A 19,608-nucleotide genomic window follows, 5' to 3' on the forward strand; every position below is an offset into this window, starting at 1 on the left:
TGTGCTAATTTTAGTAAAAAGTGTGCGAAAACCACATTGAAGTGTGCGAAATTAAAAAAATGTGTGCGAAACCGCAATGATTTTGTGCGAATTTCTTAATTTTTGTGCGAATCTTCCACAGTAACAAGAAGAATACTAGAAATTAGCAATCTTATTTTAATTGTTACCAAATATCCTTTTTCATTATTAAAAAGTTCATATAAAATGAATCCGAACTCCTTTCAGCGTATAATAAAATCGAAATACATATTGAATGGAGGTTCTATCTTGTATAATCTATTTAGCCCGTATCAAATTAAAGGATTGGAATTAAAAAATCGAATCGTTATGCCACCGATGTGTCAATATTCTGTGACAAAAAAAGACGGTATACCAAATGAATGGCATTATGTACATTATGTAAGTCGAGCAATTGGTGGAACAGGTCTCATTATTATTGAAATGACTGATGTAGAACCAGATGGTCGAATTACTGACTATGATTTAGGGTTATGGTCTGACGCTCAAGTTCCAGCATTTCAGAGAATTATTGAAGGGTGTCATCAACATGGCGCAAAAGTGGGGATTCAAATTGCCCACGCGGGAAGAAAAGCAGAAGATGCGGAAGTTCCAGTAGCTCCATCGTCAATCCCTTTTAGTGAAGAATTTAAAACACCTCGAGAATTAACGACCGATGAAGTGAAAGAAATGGTGGAAAAGTTTCGTTTAGCTGCGCGTCGTGCTGTAAAAGCGGGTGTTGATACCGTTGAAATCCATGGTGCCCATGGTTACTTAATCCATCAATTTCAATCGCCATTAACAAATAAACGAACTGACGAATATGGAAAAGACTTAGCAAAATTTGGTGTAGATGTAATTCAAGCAGTTAAAAGTGAACTGCCAGCAAATATGCCATTAACATTCCGTATCTCTGCTGTTGAGTATGTTGAAGGTGGTTACGGAATCGATTATGCAATTGAACTTGTCAAACAGTATAAAGAAGCCGGTGTTGATCTCTTCCATATAAGTTCTGGTGGAGAAGGACCAATTGGAAGCGGTGGAAAACCAGGAATTCACGCGGCTTATCAAGTACCTTTTGCTAGAAAAATTAAAGAAGCCTGTGATGTTCCAGTAATCGCTGTTGGTAGATTAGAAGAACCTCATCTTGCCAATGCAGTTATTGGTAACGGTGATGCAGATCTTGTGGCCATTGGACGTGGCATGCTCCGAAATCCACATTGGGCATTAGAAGCAGCTGTTCATTTAAAACAAGAAGGAATTATTCCAACTCAATACACAAGAGGATTTCCAAGAATTAAATAAACAGAAGAACCAGACACCTCGCGCAAGGAGTCTGGTTTTTATTTTAAAAAAAAATTACATTTTTATTTTTTTCCATACCTACTAAATAATTGTTTTGCTTCTTTATTTAATGAAGTGAACAAACTTACTGTCATTAAAATCATGATAATTGAAAATGGTAATGCGGCTACAATCATCGCATTTTGTAAGGCTAATAAACCACCGGAATAAAGTAATACTAAGGCAATTGCCATGAGTAAAATGCCCCAAATAAGTTTCATTCGATTAGATGGGTTGGCTATCCCATTGGCAGACAACATGGCTAAAACAAAAGTACCTGAATCGGCTGATGTAATAAAAAACACAACAACTAAAACTATAGCTACAATGGACATTACCATTCCTAATGGATATTGATCAAAAACTCCGAAAAGAGATTGTTCTAAAGCTAAGTTAGAAATGTTAGCAACACCTAGCGCTTCTAACTGTATTGCAGTCCCTCCAAAGGTTGCAAACCATAGAAAGCCAAATAGGGAAGGGAGAAGAAGGACACAAAAAACAAATTCACGAATAGTTCTACCTTTTGAGATTCTAGCAATAAAAATTCCGACAAATGGTGACCAGGCAATCCACCATGCCCAATAAAATATTGTCCAGGAATTAATCCAATCACGAATATCCGCATTCAGTGGTGCCAATCGAAAACTCATATAAGGAAGGTTTTGTAAATAAGTACCGATTGTGTTCGTAAATAAATTTAAAATCATCATCGTTGGACCGAATATAAGCATAATTACTAACAGTAATCCAGCTAAAAACATATTTCCATTACTTAAAATTTTAATCCCCTTTCCAAGACCAGACAAAGATGATGCAATAAATAAAAATGTAGCAACTACGATAATAATGATTTGTATGGAAAAATTAGTCGGTATTCCAAAAAGGAAGGAAAGCCCCCCATTGATTTGCATCGCACCGAAACCTAATGTAGTTGCTACTCCAAAAACCGTCGATAGGATGGCTAAAATATCAATAATTTTTCCTGTTTTTCCGTTCACTTTTTTACCTAATATCGGTTTTAATGTGTTACTAATTGTTAAAGGTTCTTTCTTTCGAAAAGTAAAATAAGCGATGATTAATCCTACGATTCCATAAATGGCCCATGCATGTAATCCCCAATGAAAAAAAGTATAGGTGAGGGCATCTTTCACTGCCTGATTTGTTCCAAGTTCTCCAGTTGGTGAGCTAATTGCATAATGGCTAATCGGTTCAGCGGAGCCATAAAAGACAAGCCCAATCCCCATACCGGCGCTAAAAAGCATGGTTATCCAAGATATGCGTGAAAAATCTGGTTTATCATCCTGATTTCCTAACTTAATACGTCCAATTGGTGTGATGAACAAATAAACACATACAATGAGAAAAACCGAGGCAACGATCAAATAATACCAGCCGAAATATTGTGTAATAAAATGTTGTATATTTGCTGTTACATTTTCAAGCGCCTGTGGAGCTAGGATACCGAATAAAACAATTAGTAAAAGAATAATTGCAGATGTATAAAAGACAGTTTTATCCTTCATCATTTAAACCCCTAACCTAAAAAGAATTAAAATATTTGCTTACTATCTTAATATGGCTAATTCATAGGGGATTAATCCAAAAGTATGAAAGATAAAAGAGACATGGAAAAAATTCCATGTCATAAAAACTCCTATAGTATAATGTTTTACGCCTTTATTAACGAAACAAGTTATTATTACCATCCACGATTTTGCATTCTTTCCTCTACTGCAAGTGTTGTAATATCAATACCTTTCATCGGTGATCCTAAATCTTTTGAAAGTTTAGCGATTAAGTCATAGTCTTTATAGTTTGCTGTAGCTTCAACAATTGCTCGAGCAAATTTCTCTGGAGTTTCAGATTTGAAAATTCCAGAGCCAACGAATACACCGTCTGCACCTAATTCCATCATTAAAGCAGCATCTGCAGGAGTTGCTACACCTCCAGCAGCATAGTTTACAACCGGTAATCTTCCAGCTTCTTTAATTTGTTTTAAAATTTCGTACGGTGCACCAAGATTTTTCGCTTCTGTCATTAATTCATCATCATTCATATTTACAATTTTACGAACTTGGGCATTCACTTTACGGATATGGCGAACAGCTTCTACGATGTTTCCTGTTCCTGGTTCCCCTTTTGTACGAAGCATTGATGCTCCTTCACCAAGACGACGAGCCGCTTCACCTAAATCACGGGCACCACAAACGAACGGTACAGAAAAATCGCTCTTTAATAAATGGAATTCATCATCCGCCGGTGTTAAAACTTCACTTTCATCTATGTAATGAACACCCATTGCTTCTAATACACGTGCTTCCACAATATGGCCAATACGCACTTTTGCCATTACAGGAATACTAACTGCATTCATTACTTCTTCAACGATTTTCGGGTTTGCCATGCGAGCGACACCGCCACTTTTGCGTATGTCTGAAGGGACTTGTTCTAATGCCATAACGGCAACTGCTCCAGCAGCTTCAGCTATTTTTGCTTGTTCTGCATTAACAACGTCCATAATGACGCCGGCTTTTGGAAATTGTAATTTTGTCATTGTTCCACACTCCATTTGAATTGTTGTATTTTTTAAAATTTACTATATTATAAAAAGAAGCTGGTATGAGAAAAAGTTCCAGATATATATAATTTAACAGGACCAGATTGGAGTGTGAAAGAAATGGATATGCTTGCTTGTAATTTAAAAAGGGATAGTGAAACCCCAATATATGAGCAGTTATATCAATTTATTAAAAGTGAAATTATAACTGGCAACATTAGTTATGGTTCTAAACTTCCTTCAAAAAGAAAATTGGCTGATTATTTGAAAATAAGTTTAAACACGGTAGAAACGGCTTATGATCAATTAATTGCTGAAGGATATATAAAAGGCGTACCACGTAAAGGATATTTTGTTTTGGCATATGAAGAGTTAGATATTATTAATTTGGAACATGAAGTTGTTGAACCGATAATAGAGAAGGAAGTGCAAGTTAAGTATAATTTTCACCCGAGTTGGATTGATACAGAAAATTTTCCTTTTGCAAAATGGCGGAAGTATGCGAAAGATATTATACATGAGGAGCATCAATCATTGCTTTTACATGGCGATGCACAGGGGGAATATAGCTTACGTAGTGAAATTGCCCATTATTTGTATCAGGCTCGGGGAGTAAAATGTTCACCAGATCAAATTATTATTGGAGCGGGAATTGAAACATTATTACTGATGCTCATCCAATTATTTGGACAAGATACGACATATGGAGTAGAAGATCCTGGGTATCATGTAATCTCAAGGATTTTAAAAAATTTCCCAAATGATGTAAAACCAATTATGGTTGATGAAGAAGGTGTATGTGTAAATTTGATAGAACAATTGCACCCTGATGTCGTTTATGTTACACCGTCACATCATTTTCCGTATGGTTATGTTCTATCTGTTAATAGACGGGTTCAGCTTTTAAAATGGGCACAGGAAAAGGAAAATCGATATATTATTGAAGACGATTATGACAGTGAGTTCCGTTATAGTGGCACACCAATTCCGTCATTACAAAGTATGGACCAAGCTGGAAAAGTCATCTATTTAGGTACTTTTTCTAAAGCGTTAATGCCTTCCATTCGAATTAGCTATATGGTATTGCCGAATTCACTTCTAGAAAAATTTAAAACGAAATTATCTTTTTACCATTGTACTGTTCCTCGTTTGAACCAAACGATTTTAACGAAGTTCATGCAAGCTGGTGACTTTGAACGTCATTTGAATCGGATGAGAAAAATTTATCGCAGAAAATTAGAAAAAACATTAGACGTATTTCGCCCATATAAAATCGATATTAAAGTAATCGAAGCCCATTCTGGTTTTCATATTGTGTTAAAGGTGCAAAATGGTATGGAAGAAAAAGAACTTGTTGAAAGGGCCTTAGAAGAAAATGTGAAAGTTTACCCGTTATCGCATTATTCATTAGAAGGGAAAATGGAAACTCCACCGAAAATCGTCTTTGGATTTGCTGGAGTTCCAGAAGAACAGCTTGAGGAAGGAATCCATGTGTTATTACGGAGTTGGAAAATCGGAAAGTAATGCCCAAGGTCAAGGTGATTGTAAAAGACAGTATCGTTTAAATTAAAAATAGAATTTTCCTTTAGAAGGCTTATAAAGGACAAAAGATTAATTAATTCAATTCAGACTGTCTTTTACGTGAATTTTAGAGAAACTCTTAAAGGATTTGCAAAAAAATTGTCGTTTAACCCTATTCCTTTTTACCACTCAAATCTAATATTTCTTTAGCCATTCCTTCGATTCGTTTCAGGATAAGTTTATCGACAATTTCACTCTCATCATTAAAACTATCATCGGGAACAAAAACATTACGTGAAGGAAGGATGCCTCCAAAGAATTGTATAATTGGTCGTAAATGATATTCACCGACTAAAAAATATTTTTCAGATCCAGCCGTTGTGATAAAACTAACAATTTTTTTATCAAAGGCATATTCAGGTAAATGGTCAAGTAAGTTTTTTAAACTACCGGAAATGGAAGCTTGATAGATTGGTGTACCGATTACGATACAATCTGCTTTTAATATTTTATTAACAACAGTTACGGTATCCTCGTTATACGTGTAAAGGGCATACCCTCGCATAAACTCAATGTCATAATCTTTCAAATCAATTAGTTCAGTTTCAATATGAGGATTTAAAAATTTTGCAGCATGAAGCACTTGGGCGACCATATGGGCCGTTTTACTCCCGGCTAAAGCTCCTGAAATACCAACAAGTTTCAAATTTAGGACCTCCTTTTTATAAGTAAAAATTATAAAAAAATGTCTTATAACCAATTTTTATAAACATCTAATAAGCCCAGCGCACAAAACATTGTTCGCCGGGCTCATCATTATTCAAACCAAATTGTTTTTTCTTCGGCAGGAATCCGTTGTGCTTTAATATTATATTCTTGTTTAGGATAACCGATATAGACGATTCCGATAACTTTATCTTGCTCTTCTAATTTTAAATACGGTTTTAACTCAGGAGCATGGGCGATATCACCTGTACGGCATATCGTAGCTAAACCTTTTTCATGGGCTGCTAGTAGGAGGTTTTGTAACACACATCCTGCTGCAACTACTTCTTCAATTTCTGGGTTTTTCCCTGATGGACTAACTGCGACAAAAACAAGAACTGGTGCACGTAATGGACCTTTGCGAACTTTTTCAATTTTTCTTTGTGCTTCTTCTTCACTCAAACCTGCAACATTCTTTTCTGTAATTCGTGCCATTTCTTCACCAAGTTTAACCCGTGCATCCCCTTTAAATACACGGAACTTCCAAGGTTCTGTCTTTCTGTGATTTGGTGCCCAGACAGCAATGTCTAAAAGTTCTTTAATTAACTCATCAGGTACATCTTTGTCACTAACAACCCCTATAGATCGACGAGACTGGATTAATTCCGCAAATTCCATAACTCTCCACCCCTTTAGCTTACTATAACTAGTATATTCACAAAAAAATTATTATTCAATTGAGAGATATTTTCATTAAAGTTCTCCTGTACAATGACAAATTTAGTTAAGGGACACTTTTTCCTTTTAAAATAAGGGATTAGTCTCCCTTGTTTTTTAATTTTGACAAAATGTTAACGGTTGCCCAAAACAATAGAAAGAAAGCGCTTTTTATAGTAAAATAAGTTTTAAGTTAAAACAAGTCTAATCTAGTAAACAATTATATTTTCTTAAATCGAGGGAGAAATATGGATAACCTAAAGTTTAATCAAAAAAACGTAAAAGAGAATAGTGATAAAAATCCGAATATAAATGAAAATATGATTTCTTCTGAAGAGTTAAGGGATTTATATGATATAAAATATGCTCTCGATCAGTCAGCCATAATTGCGATTACTGATCCGAAGGGAAACATTCGGTACGTCAATGATCTCTTTTGTGAAATTACTGGATATATGAAGGAAGAATTAATAGGAAAGAATCACCGAATATTAAATTCTGGATTACATTCAAAGGAATATTTTAAAAATATGTATCGTACGATTGGGACTGGTAATGTATGGAAAGGTGAATTTCGAAATAAGAAAAAGGATGGTTCCTATTACTGGGTCCATTCAACGATAGTTCCTTTTCTTAATGAAAAAGGAAAGCCTTACCAATATATTTCGATTCGAACGGATATTACAAAAGAGAAATTGTTGGAAGAAGAAATTCGTAAAAGTAATGAAAAGTACCGCTTAATTGCAGAAAACTCATCGGACTTAATCTCAATAATTGAAGAGAATGGAGATTTTGTTTACGTATCTCCTTCATATACATCCCTATTAGGTTATAATTTACCCCATTTAGAGTCCGGAAATCTATTTGATTTAATTGCTCCAAGAGATATCGAGTTTGTTAAAGAAAAAATCACATCATGTTTTAATCGTGCAAAAGACAAGCTTCAAATTGAATTTCAATTACAAGATGTTTACGGGAAATTAATTGATGTTGAAGCATCGTTTAATATCGTTAAAAGTTATGATGATTCCAATAAAGATTTGTTAACGGTTGTTATTCGTGATATTCGCGACCGTAAAAAAATTGAAGAGGAGATAAATTATCTCGCATATCACGATTCATTAACCGGATTACCGAATCGCCGTTTATTTATGAGTAATTTGCGTACTGAGATTATGGATCAAAAGTTTTCTCGTTCGAAACTTGCCCTACTTTTTATTGATATTGATGATTTTAAAACAATCAACGACGAATGTGGTCATGACATTGCTGATCAATTGTTAGTAGAGATTGCAAGAAAATTAAAGAAATCATTAAAACCGCAAGATTTAATCGCACGACTTGGTGGAGATGAATTTATCATCTTATTAAAAAATATTGATAGTAAAACAGAAATTGAAGATTATTTAAATGACCTTTTACAAAAGGCGCATCAACCAATCGTGTTAGGAAAAGATACCCATTACGTGAACTTTAGTGTTGGAGTGGCAATATACCCGGAACATGGAAAAAATGGTGAAGATTTACTTAAAAATGCGGATGCTGCTCTACATTTGGCAAAAAAACAAGGTAAAAATGGGTATGCTTTTTACGATATAAATTTAGAGAATGAGTCGTTAGAAAAACGTCTACTAGAAAACGCTATGCGTGATGCCATTATCAATCAACAATTTTATTTAGAATATCAACCGAAACTAAATATTAAAACAGGACAATTGATTGGGATGGAAGCACTTGTACGCTGGAATCACCCTGTTATTGGAAGAATTCCACCAGGGAAGTTTATCCCGTTAGCAGAAGAAACAGGTATGATCATTCCTTTAGGTGAATGGATTTTAAAGGAAAGTTGTGAACAAATCGTAAAGTGGCAAGAGATGGGCTATCCGTACTTACCAGTTTCCGTTAATGTTTCAGTTCGTCAATTAGATGATAATGAATTTATAAATAAAGTTGAGAAAATCTTAAAAGAAACGCAAATTAATCCTGCGATGCTAGAGTTGGAAGTAACGGAAAGTGTTTTTGCAGATGTGAAAAATGCAGCGGAAATTTTACAACAAATCCGTAATTTAGGTATTCAAGTGTCAATTGATGACTTTGGCACTGGTTACAGTTCATTAACATATATAAAACATTTACCTATTGATACGTTAAAAGTCGACCAGTCTTTTGTAAAAGATATCCACGTAAACGAAGAAAGTCGGGCTATAATAAAAGCAGTAATTACATTAGCAAATTCAATTGGTATTAATGTAATCGCTGAAGGTGTGGAAATGAAAGAACATGTCGTGGAACTTGTCAATGAAGGTTGCAAGTTGGGACAAGGGTATTACTTTAGCAAACCACTAAGTGTACAAGATTTCGAACAGTTTATGCAGCAACATTATCGGGTGAAAGAGAAATAATTGTAGAAAAATTTGCTAGCGTCTCGAACTGAGAGCATCTCGGTTTGGGCGTTAATTTTTTATAAGGAAAATAATGTATGTAATGGGTGAATATGAGAAAAGATAATAATGATTAAAATCTAGAGGGGGGGAAGATTATTTTGGAAAAAATTGAAGTTGGTGAAATCTTCTCGATTAGTGATGATGTTAATGAAGATCATGATGTGGAAGTAATCGCAACATTAGAGTTAGAAGGGACACAGTACATTGCCGTCAGTTTTGTTGAAGATTTGGAAGAAGTTACAGATGAGGAAATTGATTTATTCTTTTTGAAAGTTGATGACGAAGGAGATATTGCACCGATTGAAAGTGATGAAGAATTTGAAAAAGTATCTTCCGCCTTTGATGAAATTTTAGATGAACAAATGGAGCATTAAGAGTAGGGGCTAAATTATATAGCCCCTTGTTTTTTTTTGAGAAAAACACATTTGAAATAATTTTTTAAGCATCTATTATTTTTCCGCGAACTACTCTTTTTTGTTTCATTGGGATTTTTAATTCATTACTCATTTTTTTCAAAAAGCTTATTTCTTTTGCATTAACTAAGGAAATGACCGTTCCTTTTTTACCCATTCTTCCTGTTCGACCTGAACGATGGATATATTGGTTGGTTGTACTTGGGAAATCATAATGAATGATTAAGTCTACATCTTCAATGTCTAAACCTCGAGCTGCTACATCTGTCGTTAATAGGAACGAAATTTTCCCAGAACGAAAGTCCTTTATTGCTTGTTTTCGATCCCATTTTTTTGATTCACCGGCAAGAACTGCGACTTTTAAGCCGTGGAATGTCAACTTTATAGCTACTTCTTCTAGTAGTTCACTATTTTTAATAAAAAGGATAGCTCTACCAGGATTTGTATGGAAAATTTTTCTCACTACATCGATTTTTTCCCTTTGTTCAGAAGGAATATAAAAGTGTTCCGTGTTTCCCTGTTTTTGAGACTTGTCGATAGAAATATGTACCGGCTCGTTCATTATTGTCTTTGCTCTTTCTTCAGTCTCTTTCGTCATCGTCGCAGAAAATAACAGGATTTGCCTATCTTTCAAAGTCGATTTAATAGTAGCTTCTACCTGTTGTATATGTTCCTGCCCTAATAATTCATCGGCTTCATCAATGACAATCATTTTAACTTGATGCATTTTCATTTTTTTCATTTTAACAAGCTCAAAAATTCTCCCAGGTGTACCGACTGCAATTTGTGGTTTTTCCTTTAATTTTTCAATTTGTTTTTTTATGTTTGCTCCACCAATAAAAGCTGCACATTTTAAACTAGTTCCTTTGCTGAATGCTCGAATAACGTCTAAAATTTGCATGGCTAGTTCTCGAGAGGGAACTAATATTACTGCTTGTAATCCTTTAATCGATTCATCGATTTTTTCCAGAATAGGAATTACATAAGCGAGAGTTTTTCCAGAACCAGTTGGTGATTGAGCTATGACGTCTTTCCCTTGTAATATTTGTGGAATTGCCTGCTTTTGAATTGGTGTAGGCTGTTGAAAACCTGAATGCTGCCAATTTTCATATATAAAGTTCTTTAAATTTTGTAATTGCAATAAAGTTGTCATGATTTATCATCCTTTTCAAACGTTCGTCGCTTCATTTTACCCAAATTTAAATTGAAATACAAAACAATTATTCTTCAAAATACGTATTCTAAAGGTAGAAAAAAAGAAAAAGGATGGATGTAATGAATTTAATCTTAACTTTAGCTTTATTCGTTGCATTTATTTTTCTCTTGATTCAAGGGATTATTTTAGCAAATAAATATGGTTGGTTTAAATTGGAAAATACACCTCTCCTTGTAATATTAGCTTTAGTATATGAAATGTTTGTACTTTTCATAGGTAGGTGGGTAGGTGAAGGGGGATTGTTGGAAGGTTTAAATTATGTTCGTTTTTGGTTGCATGCACTTGTGACACCTTTACTAATTTTATTTTCTTGGAAATCATTATATCGAGCCAGTTTTCATTGGGTGAAAACAGCTTGGTTAAAAATGGTAGTAATTTTATTGACCATTGCTTTAATTTGTTATGAACTTGTTACGGGGGTTCTTGGAATTAAATTAGAGCCGAAATGGGAGGCAGAAATATTATTTTACGAAAATGCAACGGAGCAGAAATTTCCACTTATGATTAGTGTTATTTTCGCTGTTATTGTCATCACAGGCTTTTTACTATGGAGAAAACAAAGATGGCCATGGTTGTTAATGGGTGTGAGCGTAATGCTGATTGGAAGTTTAACAACAAACTGGTTGAATCTATCAATGTTTATGAATGTGTTTGAATGGATTCTTTTATTTTCTTTATTATGTACGAAAAAATTCCAGGATCAACTACATAATATTTAGATAAAAAAAGCATGTTGAAACTTATATAAAATCAATCTACATTTCCTGGGAAATTTCGACAAATTTATTTCTCGTTAGTCAATGTTTTTATAGAGTGCTGAAATGTATTTTTATTAAAGTATAGACTTTTTCTATTTTTCTTATTGTTTTCGTTTTGTTTTCCAACTATACTGATTAATATCGCATTGAAATGTTTGAATAGAACAGTTTTCTACAAAATGCTGCTCTAACATTATGCGAATTTATAGAAAAAAGGTGAGCAGTATAATGTTTTTTCGGTTACATCGAACAATAAAAATTCGTTTAATAGAATCATTCTTAAGTTCCGCTGTTAGTTTTATAGATGAAAGTTACATCGTTGAAAAGAAGGAAAAGGAATCAATGGTTAAACATGTTGCACATATGGTGCGGAGTTATCGCCAAGTGTTCCACGATAAATTATTTATTTTATATTCAGTGGCACTTGTACTCTTTATGTCATTAGAGTATCAACTAAATAATTATGTCGGTATAAGATTAGAAAACGAAATGCAGAAACAGCCATTTTTAAATTGGGAAATTGATGGAATTTTAATGGCAGGGTTGCTTCGGACGGAGAATACGGTATTAGTAGTGTTAATAGCTCTGTTTGTAACTTCAATTGTTACTCGTTTTAAAGATCGACATGTAATTGTTATCAGTTCTTTCTTTTTTGTTGCTGGTTATGCCTTTATTGCTTATTCGAATTCGATTCCACTTCTCTTTATAGCGATGCTTATCGCGTCTGTTGCAGAGTTGCTTCGTGTACCAGTGGAACAAAATTATATTGGATCTCTTCCATCGGAACATGCAAGATGTTCATATCTAGCTATAAATGGAATGAGTTTTAATCTATCACAGATGATTTGTTCTTTTACTGTCATGATTAGCGCTTATCTTTCAAGTACAGTAAAAGCAATATTGATTGCAATCACTGGATTTATCGGTGTTGCTATTTTGTTGAAAATTGGTACAGCTTTGGATAAGCGAGTAAAAGAAGTAGAGGAATAACAATTTTACTATTAGTAATCCAATCCCTTAGTCATTTATACTGAGGGATTTTTTAATACTATTAAGATATATTATTTAAGGTATGAATTTATAGATTTTTTAAATAAGTATGACTATAATTAGTTTAATTGTATAATCTATCGTTAGCAGGAGGAAGAGGAATTGACAGGAAAACTAAAAATGATTACGACCATGCTTATTTTTGGTAGTATCGGTATATTTGTAAAAAATATTAATCTATCATCTAGTGAAATTGCGCTTTTTCGTGGAATTATTGGATGTATTACATTGATTATTGCCGGATTATTAATTAGGAAAGTCGTCCGCTTTCGTACTACAAAGAAAAATTTAATACTCCTTTGCATATCAGGTGGTGCGCTCGGTTTTAATTGGATGTTTTTATTTGAAGCATATCGACATACTACGATTTCCAATGCAACAATCAGTTATTATTTTGCACCTATTTTTGTCATGATTCTAGCACCTTTTATACTTAAGGAAAAAATGACATGGTTTAAAGCGGGAAGTATTGTAGCTGCAATCATTGGTATCTTTTTAATTGTCGGAACAGAAAATGGTGGTAGCGGAAGTAATCATTTTATTGGTATTATGTTTGGTCTAATAGCCGCAGCCTTTTATGCTAGTGTCATGTTAATGAATAAATTTATCAAGAATCTATCAGACCATGAAACTACTGTTGGTCAATTAGGAATGGCATCCCTTGTTATTTTACCGTATGTTTTATTTACGGAAGGGATAAATATTTTTAATTTGGATGGCCAATCAATACTCCTGATGTTGTTTGTTGGTATTATTCATACTGGTCTTGCTTATATGCTTTATTTTTCAGCTTTAAAACAGTTGGACGGACAAACAACTGCTCTTTATAGCTATATTGATCCGATCTTTGCTATTGTCTTGTCAGCATTAATATTGAGTGAGGCATTTACTCTAGTACAAGCACTTGGTGGCTTACTCATATTAGGTGCAACATTTATAAATGAACAAAAAAGTATGAAGGTAGCGAAGGAATAGCTGCTCAACATAAGAGTTGCTATTGAATTGATTTATATCAATTTTTTTGGAAATAGTATCGGGTATAATAAGGTAAAAGATTGAGATAGAGGTGTTTGCATTGGAAAGTTACCATAATCATTGTTGTAGTCAAAATCATGAAAAGGGCTGCAATCATCAAGACAGATGCATTTCAATCGTACCGATATTTAATCATCTTGAAGATGAACAGATGGATGAAATTTTAAATGTTGTGCGTTCGGTGACCTATAAAAAAGGGGAATTTATTTACCGCCAAGGAGAGTCTTCGGATTCGTTATATATTATCCATAGTGGTAAAGTACGTATTTATCGTTTATCAGAATCTGGTAAAGAGCAGGTGTTACGTATTTTAAATCCCGGTGATTTTACGGGTGAATTGGCATTATTCAAAGAAGGGACTCATGAAACGTACGCAGAAGCGATGGTTGATTCGAGTATTTGTTTAATTAATCGGGATGATTTACAACAGTTTTTAATGAAATACCCGAGCATTTCCTTACACATTTTATCTGAGTTCTCAAATCGATTAGAGCAAACAGAAAAACAAACGGCTCGATTTGCTACGGAAAAAGTAGAAACCCGCATTGCGTTGTTCTTTGCAGATTGTATGGATAAGGAGAGTAAGTCTAATGCAATTGAACTTCCGATGAGTAGGAAAGACTTGGCATCTTATTTGGGAACAACGCCTGAGACGTTAAGTCGGAAGATTACAGAATTAGAAAAGGACGGTTACATAAAGCAAAGATCTAATAAAATAATCGAGATCATCGATTTGGATGAATTGTTGTTAGTTTGAGTGGATACTGATATAAGCTCGTGGACAAAATGGATAGAAAATTAGTGTGAAATGTCATTGAGAGTGCGTCTCGTGGACAAAACGAGTAGAAAGTTAGAGTGAAATGTCACCGAGAATGCATCTCGATGACAAATTGGCAGGAAAGTTAGTTAGAAATGTCACCGAGAGTGCGTTTCGAAGACAAACCGAATGGAAAATGAGCTGGAAATGTCATCGAGAGTGCGTTTCGATGACAAACTGAATGGAAAATGAGCTGGAAATGTCACCGAGAATGCGTCTCGTGGACAAACCGAATGGAAAGTTAGAGTGAAATGTCACCGAGAGTGCGTTTCGAAGACAAACTGAATGGAAAATGAGCTGGAAATGTCATCGAGAGTGCGTTTCGATGACAAACTGAATGGAAAATGAGCTGGAAATGTCATCGAGAGTGCGTCTCGAAGACAAACTGAATGGAAAGTTAGAGTGAAATGTCACCGAGAATGCGTTTCGATGACAAACTGAATGGAAAATGAGCTGGAAATGTCACCGAGAATGTGTTTCGATGACAAACTGAATGGAAAATGAGTTGGAAATGTCACCGAGAATGCGTCTCGAAGACAAACCGAATGGAAAGTTAGAGTGAAATGTCACCGATCCCGTCTATAGCCCATCTCTCATGGATAAAACAGTTCATCAATAAGTCTGAAATGTCCATGATAAATGTTGAATTAATGTAACCATAATAAAAATAATCGGAGCCTCCAAATCCAATGAGGCTCCATTTTCAAATTATTTATTTAACACTTTTTATATTTTTCAAAATAAGACCCGTTTTTAACATAGTCGGCATTTTTCTTAAGCTATATTCAAAGTCATGATCGCCTACTTCGTAATTCATATTGTAAGTTAAAAAGTGTAATGTAGTTTTCATTAGGTCTTTTGCAAGTTGTTCCCGAAGCATATTCCAATCATATTCGTGTTCCTTCGGTGTATATGGATCAAATTTAATATCTTTATACCGATCTGGCCAGAAAAGGTCTGGATTGTGCCAAATGCGTGGATCATGATTTGTGCCATACATATCAAGTAAAACTAGACTACCTTCAGGAAATGTGTAACCTTCCCAAGTGAATTCCTTTCGTACCTTTGCACCTAAAAAAGGCTCAAAAGGGAAATAACGTCGTACCTCTTTAACAAACCACTCATCGTATTGATCAATATCATCAATTTTTCTTTTATATTCCTGGTGTTGAATTGTGGCTAGTGCCTCAAACGTAATAAATGTTGCGTTTGAAACAATCGTTTTTAAAATATGAATGAGGATATTTGTTGCAACTGATACACTTAATAATTTCTCATCGTGTTGGAAATTGGAAATTTGATTAATCGTACTATTCGGCTCAGGTTTAATTTCTTCTTTCCAAACTTGAACGAAAACTTCTTGTATCCAGCTTTCCACACGATTTCGAATTCGCTTACTATATCTTGGCTTTAAGCCAACAGTTTCAAAAGGATCAATTAAGGCAAAAATCTCATCGGCCCGAATTTTTAACTCTTCATCATTAACGGGAATACCGGCCCATTGACATGCAACTTCTGTAAGTAACTGTTTCATTTCATCAAAAAAGATGATTTGTTCTTGTTTTGTCCAACTAACTAACCGCTCTTGAAATTTTTTCAAATAAAGTGTATTAAGCTCATTGATTCGAGATGAAGAGAGAAGTTCGTTAAATAATTGTTCCCACTGTTGATCATCCAAATTATGTATCGACATTTTTTCATTCGCATTAGGATTGATTTTTATTTGAGGTAAAACTTTTAACCGTTCAAATTTTTCCTCATCATAAAAAATCTCGGCAGCTTCTTGTCCACTCATACAAATGACGTTTTTACCGCCTAACTTCGTTTGAAAAACATCGGTATCTAAATGGTTACATCTATTTTGAACAAACAAATAACCTTCTAACATTAGTTGTATACGATTGTCCCAACCACGATCTTTCGGGATTTGTTTTTCAGTACTCATAAAAATACTCCTTTAAAAAATTTTACTATTTACTTTATTTTAAATTTATTTTTATCCAGACATGTTTTTGCTCTATATAGTTTACAACTATCCATTATAACCGAAATCAAATGCTTTTCCTAATTAACATTTCATTACGTAATGTTAACGAGCTTGTAAACTTGTATTTACACTAAATTTTTTTGTTGTGAAGTGAAAATTGTAATTCAAATGAGAGAATCTCTTGTTATACTAGAAATGGAGTTGAGGAAACATAAATTGTTCGGAAGGGATTTTTATAAATGGAACAGATTATTGGGTATACTTTTGATATGCTACCGTTTCTTTTGGTAATGCTACCGATTTATGTATTTGTTCGTGGGATTTATCTTTTTCGAAATAAAAAAGGTCAGTCGATTCAATTGTTGCGTGAATTTGGTCTTCTACTATTTGTTTTATACTTAACAGGTGTAGCATCTCAAACGATTGTACCCGAATTTGTGATTATAAACAACAAGTTACAGGCTGTTGATCTTGGCTTTAATCCGGACCGAATAAATCTAGAACCATTTAATAAAATTATAGAGACTCAAATTTTAGTTGAGAATGGTCACATAAGTTACTTGTTCATTGAAGTATTTGGTAATATTTGCATGTTTATTCCCATCGGTTTTTTCCTCCCATTATTATGGGATAAATTTAAAAATCCGTTTTTAACTGTTTTTGTATGTTTATTTATTTCTTTCAGTATCGAAACAATTCAGTTGATTTTGCCAAGAGGAACAGATGTAGATGATATTATATTAAATACTAGTGGGGGACTAATTGGCTACATTTTATATTCTGTTCAAAAAAGTCGTCTAAAAAACATTACTATCCAAGTTTAAGAGAAAGTGTATATTAAGAACGGAACATGGAAGTTTAAAAAAGAACTTCTAATAAAGAAGTAATCTTTGTCTGACTTTCTGCATATTCATTTTTATTAAGGCGTTGTTAAGCCTTATGTCTAGCTCTTAAAGTCCAAATTTGGTAGATCATCGCAATGGATGCAATGATTGTTAAATAGGTTAAGAAAATCCAGCCCGACATTAAATATGGGTAAATCGCTTGTTGAACGGGTTCGCTTGTTAAGAATTCTCTATAACGAACACATAGATAGATTATAATTCCCACTATTAGTGAGAAGGTAAATAATCCAAGGCCGAGTTTACTTTTTGTAGCTCCTCGTTCAGCCTTATATTGATTTGCCCACCCATCTTTTTTATGTGCTGATAACTTATCTAACCATACTTGGCAAAAGGTGATTAAGTTAACCCACAAATATATTTCAGGACTTATTAATAATGCAGCTAAAATGACGTCAATGGGTCGATGCATCGGCGTTTTTATAGCTAAAATTGTGTTTAAAATCGATGCTAAAATAATCGGAGTAATCCATATCCATGACCAATAAAATTGATCTGTTGCTATTGAAACAGCTAATAACAGTACAAATAAGACACGTACTGTTAAATCTAATAAAAATTTAATTTGTGAACGCCAAAGTCTCCATTTATGGGTTGTGTGTACATTCAGTTGTTTATTCGTTAATAAATCTACTGTTCCAGCCTGCCATTTATTCCTCTGTTGACGGAACGAATGATAATTCCTCATTGAATCAACAAAACAGCGGGCCTTTGGACTGATTAATGTTTTCCAATTTAGTTTTTGTAATTGCCAAGTTAATAACATATCTTCTACATCACTGTCATTTTGCCACGGTCCATCCAATTTGTTTTTGTCTACTACCTCCTGTAATGCTTCAGGACGGAATAAAGTTGCCTGACCGCCAAGTACATATGTGCTGCCACCGTGATATTGAAGATTTAAAAGCCAGCTTGCCATATCTTGTTTTTGCTGATGGGTCCACCATCTAGCCATCGGTCCACCATATTCGCCACTTTCAATTTTTTCTTCATAATGAACATCATCTTTAGAAAGAAGTTTCTTCTTTTTTGGTAAGCGCATCGTATATTTAGCCATGACACCACCAATATTACGTTGGCTCATTAAATCATCCCATAAATTTTTTAATGCGCCAGGTGCAAGTCGACTGTCTGCGTCCATTCCAAGGATTGCTTTGATCGATTGTTGATAAAGCTCTTGATATTCACTTTTTTCCTTAAAATATATCGCTAACGGATCTCCATAAATGTATTTCCAAGCAGTATTTAAGGCACCTACTTTTCGCTGTTTATTATTTTTTGTCGTTAAAACTATAACATTCAATCCAAAATCCCGAGCGGCTTCAAATGTAATTTCTTCTGTTCGATCATTACAATTATCCGCTATAACAAATATATCGAGTTGGACATACTTTGGTAATGTTTGGTCAGCAAGCCCGGCTAAACAATCCCGAATTGATTTTTCTTCATTATGAGCAGGAATAAAAGCTACAATTCTTGGCATCATATATCTTTTTCTAACTTGCTTCACTTTTTGATGGGGATTGTAAAGTACTTCATCTTTTTTTTGGTTAGGCTTATCGATTAACACTGGACTTTGAATCGTACTATAGACAACCTCGTGCTTCTTATCCGCTTCAAATAAAAACTTCTGCTCCGATGCTTTAATTTCATTATCCATTTAATGCACCTCCCTTCCATGTTAGTCTTTTTTACCATTACAAATGAAGGTAAAGTATTTTACCTTTATTTCATATCTAATTATATGGTTGGAAGTTTGAATGAATACGTAATTTGTTTGTCGATTTTATAAAATTGAATACTTTTAGCCTAAACAAAATTTCTAACATAGTATGAAATTCCTGGGAAAATGTGAGGGTGGAAAAAGAATTAAAATAATGAAATTCGAACTATTTAAACATAAATTAGAGCCTAATACCTATTCCTTTTTGTTTCATTTATACATAAAATTATAAAATATTACTAAAACTTTTTTACTATATGGGTTTACATTTAAAAAATTCAACTAATAAATAAATCATTTTATTAATTGGGGGGAATTTCAATGGTTTTTTTTAAGAAAAAGCCGAGAGGAGAAAATGAAAATACTCAACATGAAGATCTGAAAAATCAAGTGGGGATTTTTCTTGATGAAGAAAGTGAAAT

General features: G+C 34.0%; 16 protein-coding genes. 9 read left to right on the forward strand and 7 right to left on the reverse strand.

All coding sequences use genetic code 11. From position 1 onward, the window contains the following. Positions 1-267 precede the first annotated feature (267 nt). Positions 268-1,302 carry an NADH:flavin oxidoreductase/NADH oxidase gene (locus GW534_RS06280; RefSeq protein WP_161920207.1) on the forward strand — a complete coding sequence of 345 codons (1,035 nt, stop codon included), beginning with the start codon at positions 268-270 and terminating at the stop codon, positions 1,300-1,302. A 62-nt stretch (positions 1,303-1,364) separates the two neighbouring features. On the opposite strand, the gene GW534_RS06285 is transcribed toward GW534_RS06280, so the two are convergent. Both GW534_RS06285 and pdxS read right to left on the reverse strand, forming a co-directional pair. Continuing rightward, positions 1,365-2,867: a glycine betaine uptake BCCT transporter gene (locus GW534_RS06285; RefSeq protein ID WP_161920208.1), complete on the reverse strand. Its 1,503-nt coding sequence runs from the start codon at positions 2,865-2,867 to the stop codon at positions 1,365-1,367. A gap of 173 nt (positions 2,868-3,040) precedes the next feature. Then, the gene (gene pdxS / locus GW534_RS06290) at positions 3,041-3,895 is read right to left on the reverse strand and encodes a pyridoxal 5'-phosphate synthase lyase subunit PdxS (protein ID WP_407670445.1); all 855 of its coding nucleotides are present in this window, start codon (positions 3,893-3,895) and stop codon (positions 3,041-3,043) included. Between the two features lie 123 nt (positions 3,896-4,018). Between pdxS and pdxR the strand changes: the two genes are divergently transcribed. Next, positions 4,019-5,422 carry a MocR-like pyridoxine biosynthesis transcription factor PdxR gene (gene pdxR / locus GW534_RS06295; RefSeq protein WP_161920210.1) on the forward strand — a complete coding sequence of 468 codons (1,404 nt, stop codon included), beginning with the start codon at positions 4,019-4,021 and terminating at the stop codon, positions 5,420-5,422. Between the two features lie 169 nt (positions 5,423-5,591). Here the strand turns inward: pdxR and GW534_RS06300 are convergent, their stop codons facing one another. Beyond that, on the reverse strand, positions 5,592-6,125 hold the full coding sequence (locus tag GW534_RS06300) for an NADPH-dependent FMN reductase (RefSeq protein ID WP_161920211.1): 534 nt from the start codon (positions 6,123-6,125) through the stop codon (positions 5,592-5,594). 110 nt (positions 6,126-6,235) lie between these two features. Further along, positions 6,236-6,802, reverse strand: coding sequence for a nitroreductase family protein (locus GW534_RS06305; RefSeq protein ID WP_161920212.1), 567 nt, complete (start codon positions 6,800-6,802; stop codon positions 6,236-6,238). A gap of 287 nt (positions 6,803-7,089) precedes the next feature. Between GW534_RS06305 and GW534_RS06310 the strand changes: the two genes are divergently transcribed. Both GW534_RS06310 and GW534_RS06315 read left to right on the forward strand, forming a co-directional pair. Further along, positions 7,090-9,243: an EAL domain-containing protein gene (locus tag GW534_RS06310; RefSeq protein WP_246203980.1), complete on the forward strand. Its 2,154-nt coding sequence runs from the start codon at positions 7,090-7,092 to the stop codon at positions 9,241-9,243. A gap of 140 nt (positions 9,244-9,383) precedes the next feature. Next, positions 9,384-9,659: a DUF1292 domain-containing protein gene (locus tag GW534_RS06315; protein WP_161920213.1), complete on the forward strand. Its 276-nt coding sequence runs from the start codon at positions 9,384-9,386 to the stop codon at positions 9,657-9,659. 64 nt (positions 9,660-9,723) lie between these two features. Here the strand turns inward: GW534_RS06315 and GW534_RS06320 are convergent, their stop codons facing one another. Then, on the reverse strand, positions 9,724-10,851 hold the full coding sequence (locus GW534_RS06320; protein ID WP_161920214.1) for a DEAD/DEAH box helicase: 1,128 nt from the start codon (positions 10,849-10,851) through the stop codon (positions 9,724-9,726). 122 nt (positions 10,852-10,973) lie between these two features. On the opposite strand from GW534_RS06320, the gene GW534_RS06325 reads away from it, so the two are divergent. From GW534_RS06325 to GW534_RS06340, 4 genes are all read left to right on the forward strand, one after another. Next, the gene (locus tag GW534_RS06325; protein WP_161920215.1) at positions 10,974-11,633 is read left to right on the forward strand and encodes a hypothetical protein; all 660 of its coding nucleotides are present in this window, start codon (positions 10,974-10,976) and stop codon (positions 11,631-11,633) included. A gap of 267 nt (positions 11,634-11,900) precedes the next feature. After that, positions 11,901-12,662 (forward strand): MFS transporter, encoded by a 762-nt coding sequence (locus tag GW534_RS06330; protein ID WP_161920216.1) that lies wholly within the window; start codon positions 11,901-11,903, stop codon positions 12,660-12,662. A gap of 162 nt (positions 12,663-12,824) precedes the next feature. Then, on the forward strand, positions 12,825-13,697 hold the full coding sequence (locus tag GW534_RS06335; RefSeq protein ID WP_161920217.1) for a DMT family transporter: 873 nt from the start codon (positions 12,825-12,827) through the stop codon (positions 13,695-13,697). A gap of 100 nt (positions 13,698-13,797) precedes the next feature. Further along, a complete protein-coding gene (locus GW534_RS06340) occupies positions 13,798-14,514 on the forward strand; it encodes a Crp/Fnr family transcriptional regulator (RefSeq protein ID WP_246203982.1) in 717 nt (238 codons plus the stop codon). Between the two features lie 772 nt (positions 14,515-15,286). Here the strand turns inward: GW534_RS06340 and GW534_RS06345 are convergent. After that, positions 15,287-16,519 carry a cytochrome P450 gene (locus tag GW534_RS06345; protein ID WP_161920218.1) on the reverse strand — a complete coding sequence of 411 codons (1,233 nt, stop codon included), beginning with the start codon at positions 16,517-16,519 and terminating at the stop codon, positions 15,287-15,289. 281 nt (positions 16,520-16,800) lie between these two features. On the opposite strand from GW534_RS06345, the gene GW534_RS06350 reads away from it, so the two are divergent. Further along, on the forward strand, positions 16,801-17,385 hold the full coding sequence (locus tag GW534_RS06350; RefSeq protein WP_161920219.1) for a VanZ family protein: 585 nt from the start codon (positions 16,801-16,803) through the stop codon (positions 17,383-17,385). 106 nt (positions 17,386-17,491) lie between these two features. On the opposite strand, the gene GW534_RS06355 is transcribed toward GW534_RS06350, so the two are convergent. Beyond that, positions 17,492-18,949 (reverse strand): glycosyltransferase family 2 protein, encoded by a 1,458-nt coding sequence (locus tag GW534_RS06355; protein WP_161920222.1) that lies wholly within the window; start codon positions 18,947-18,949, stop codon positions 17,492-17,494. Positions 18,950-19,608 lie beyond the last annotated feature (659 nt).

The organism is Pallidibacillus pasinlerensis, from assembly GCF_009996845.1.
In the GTDB taxonomy this organism is placed as follows: domain Bacteria; phylum Bacillota; class Bacilli; order Bacillales; family Caldibacillaceae; genus Pallidibacillus; species Pallidibacillus pasinlerensis.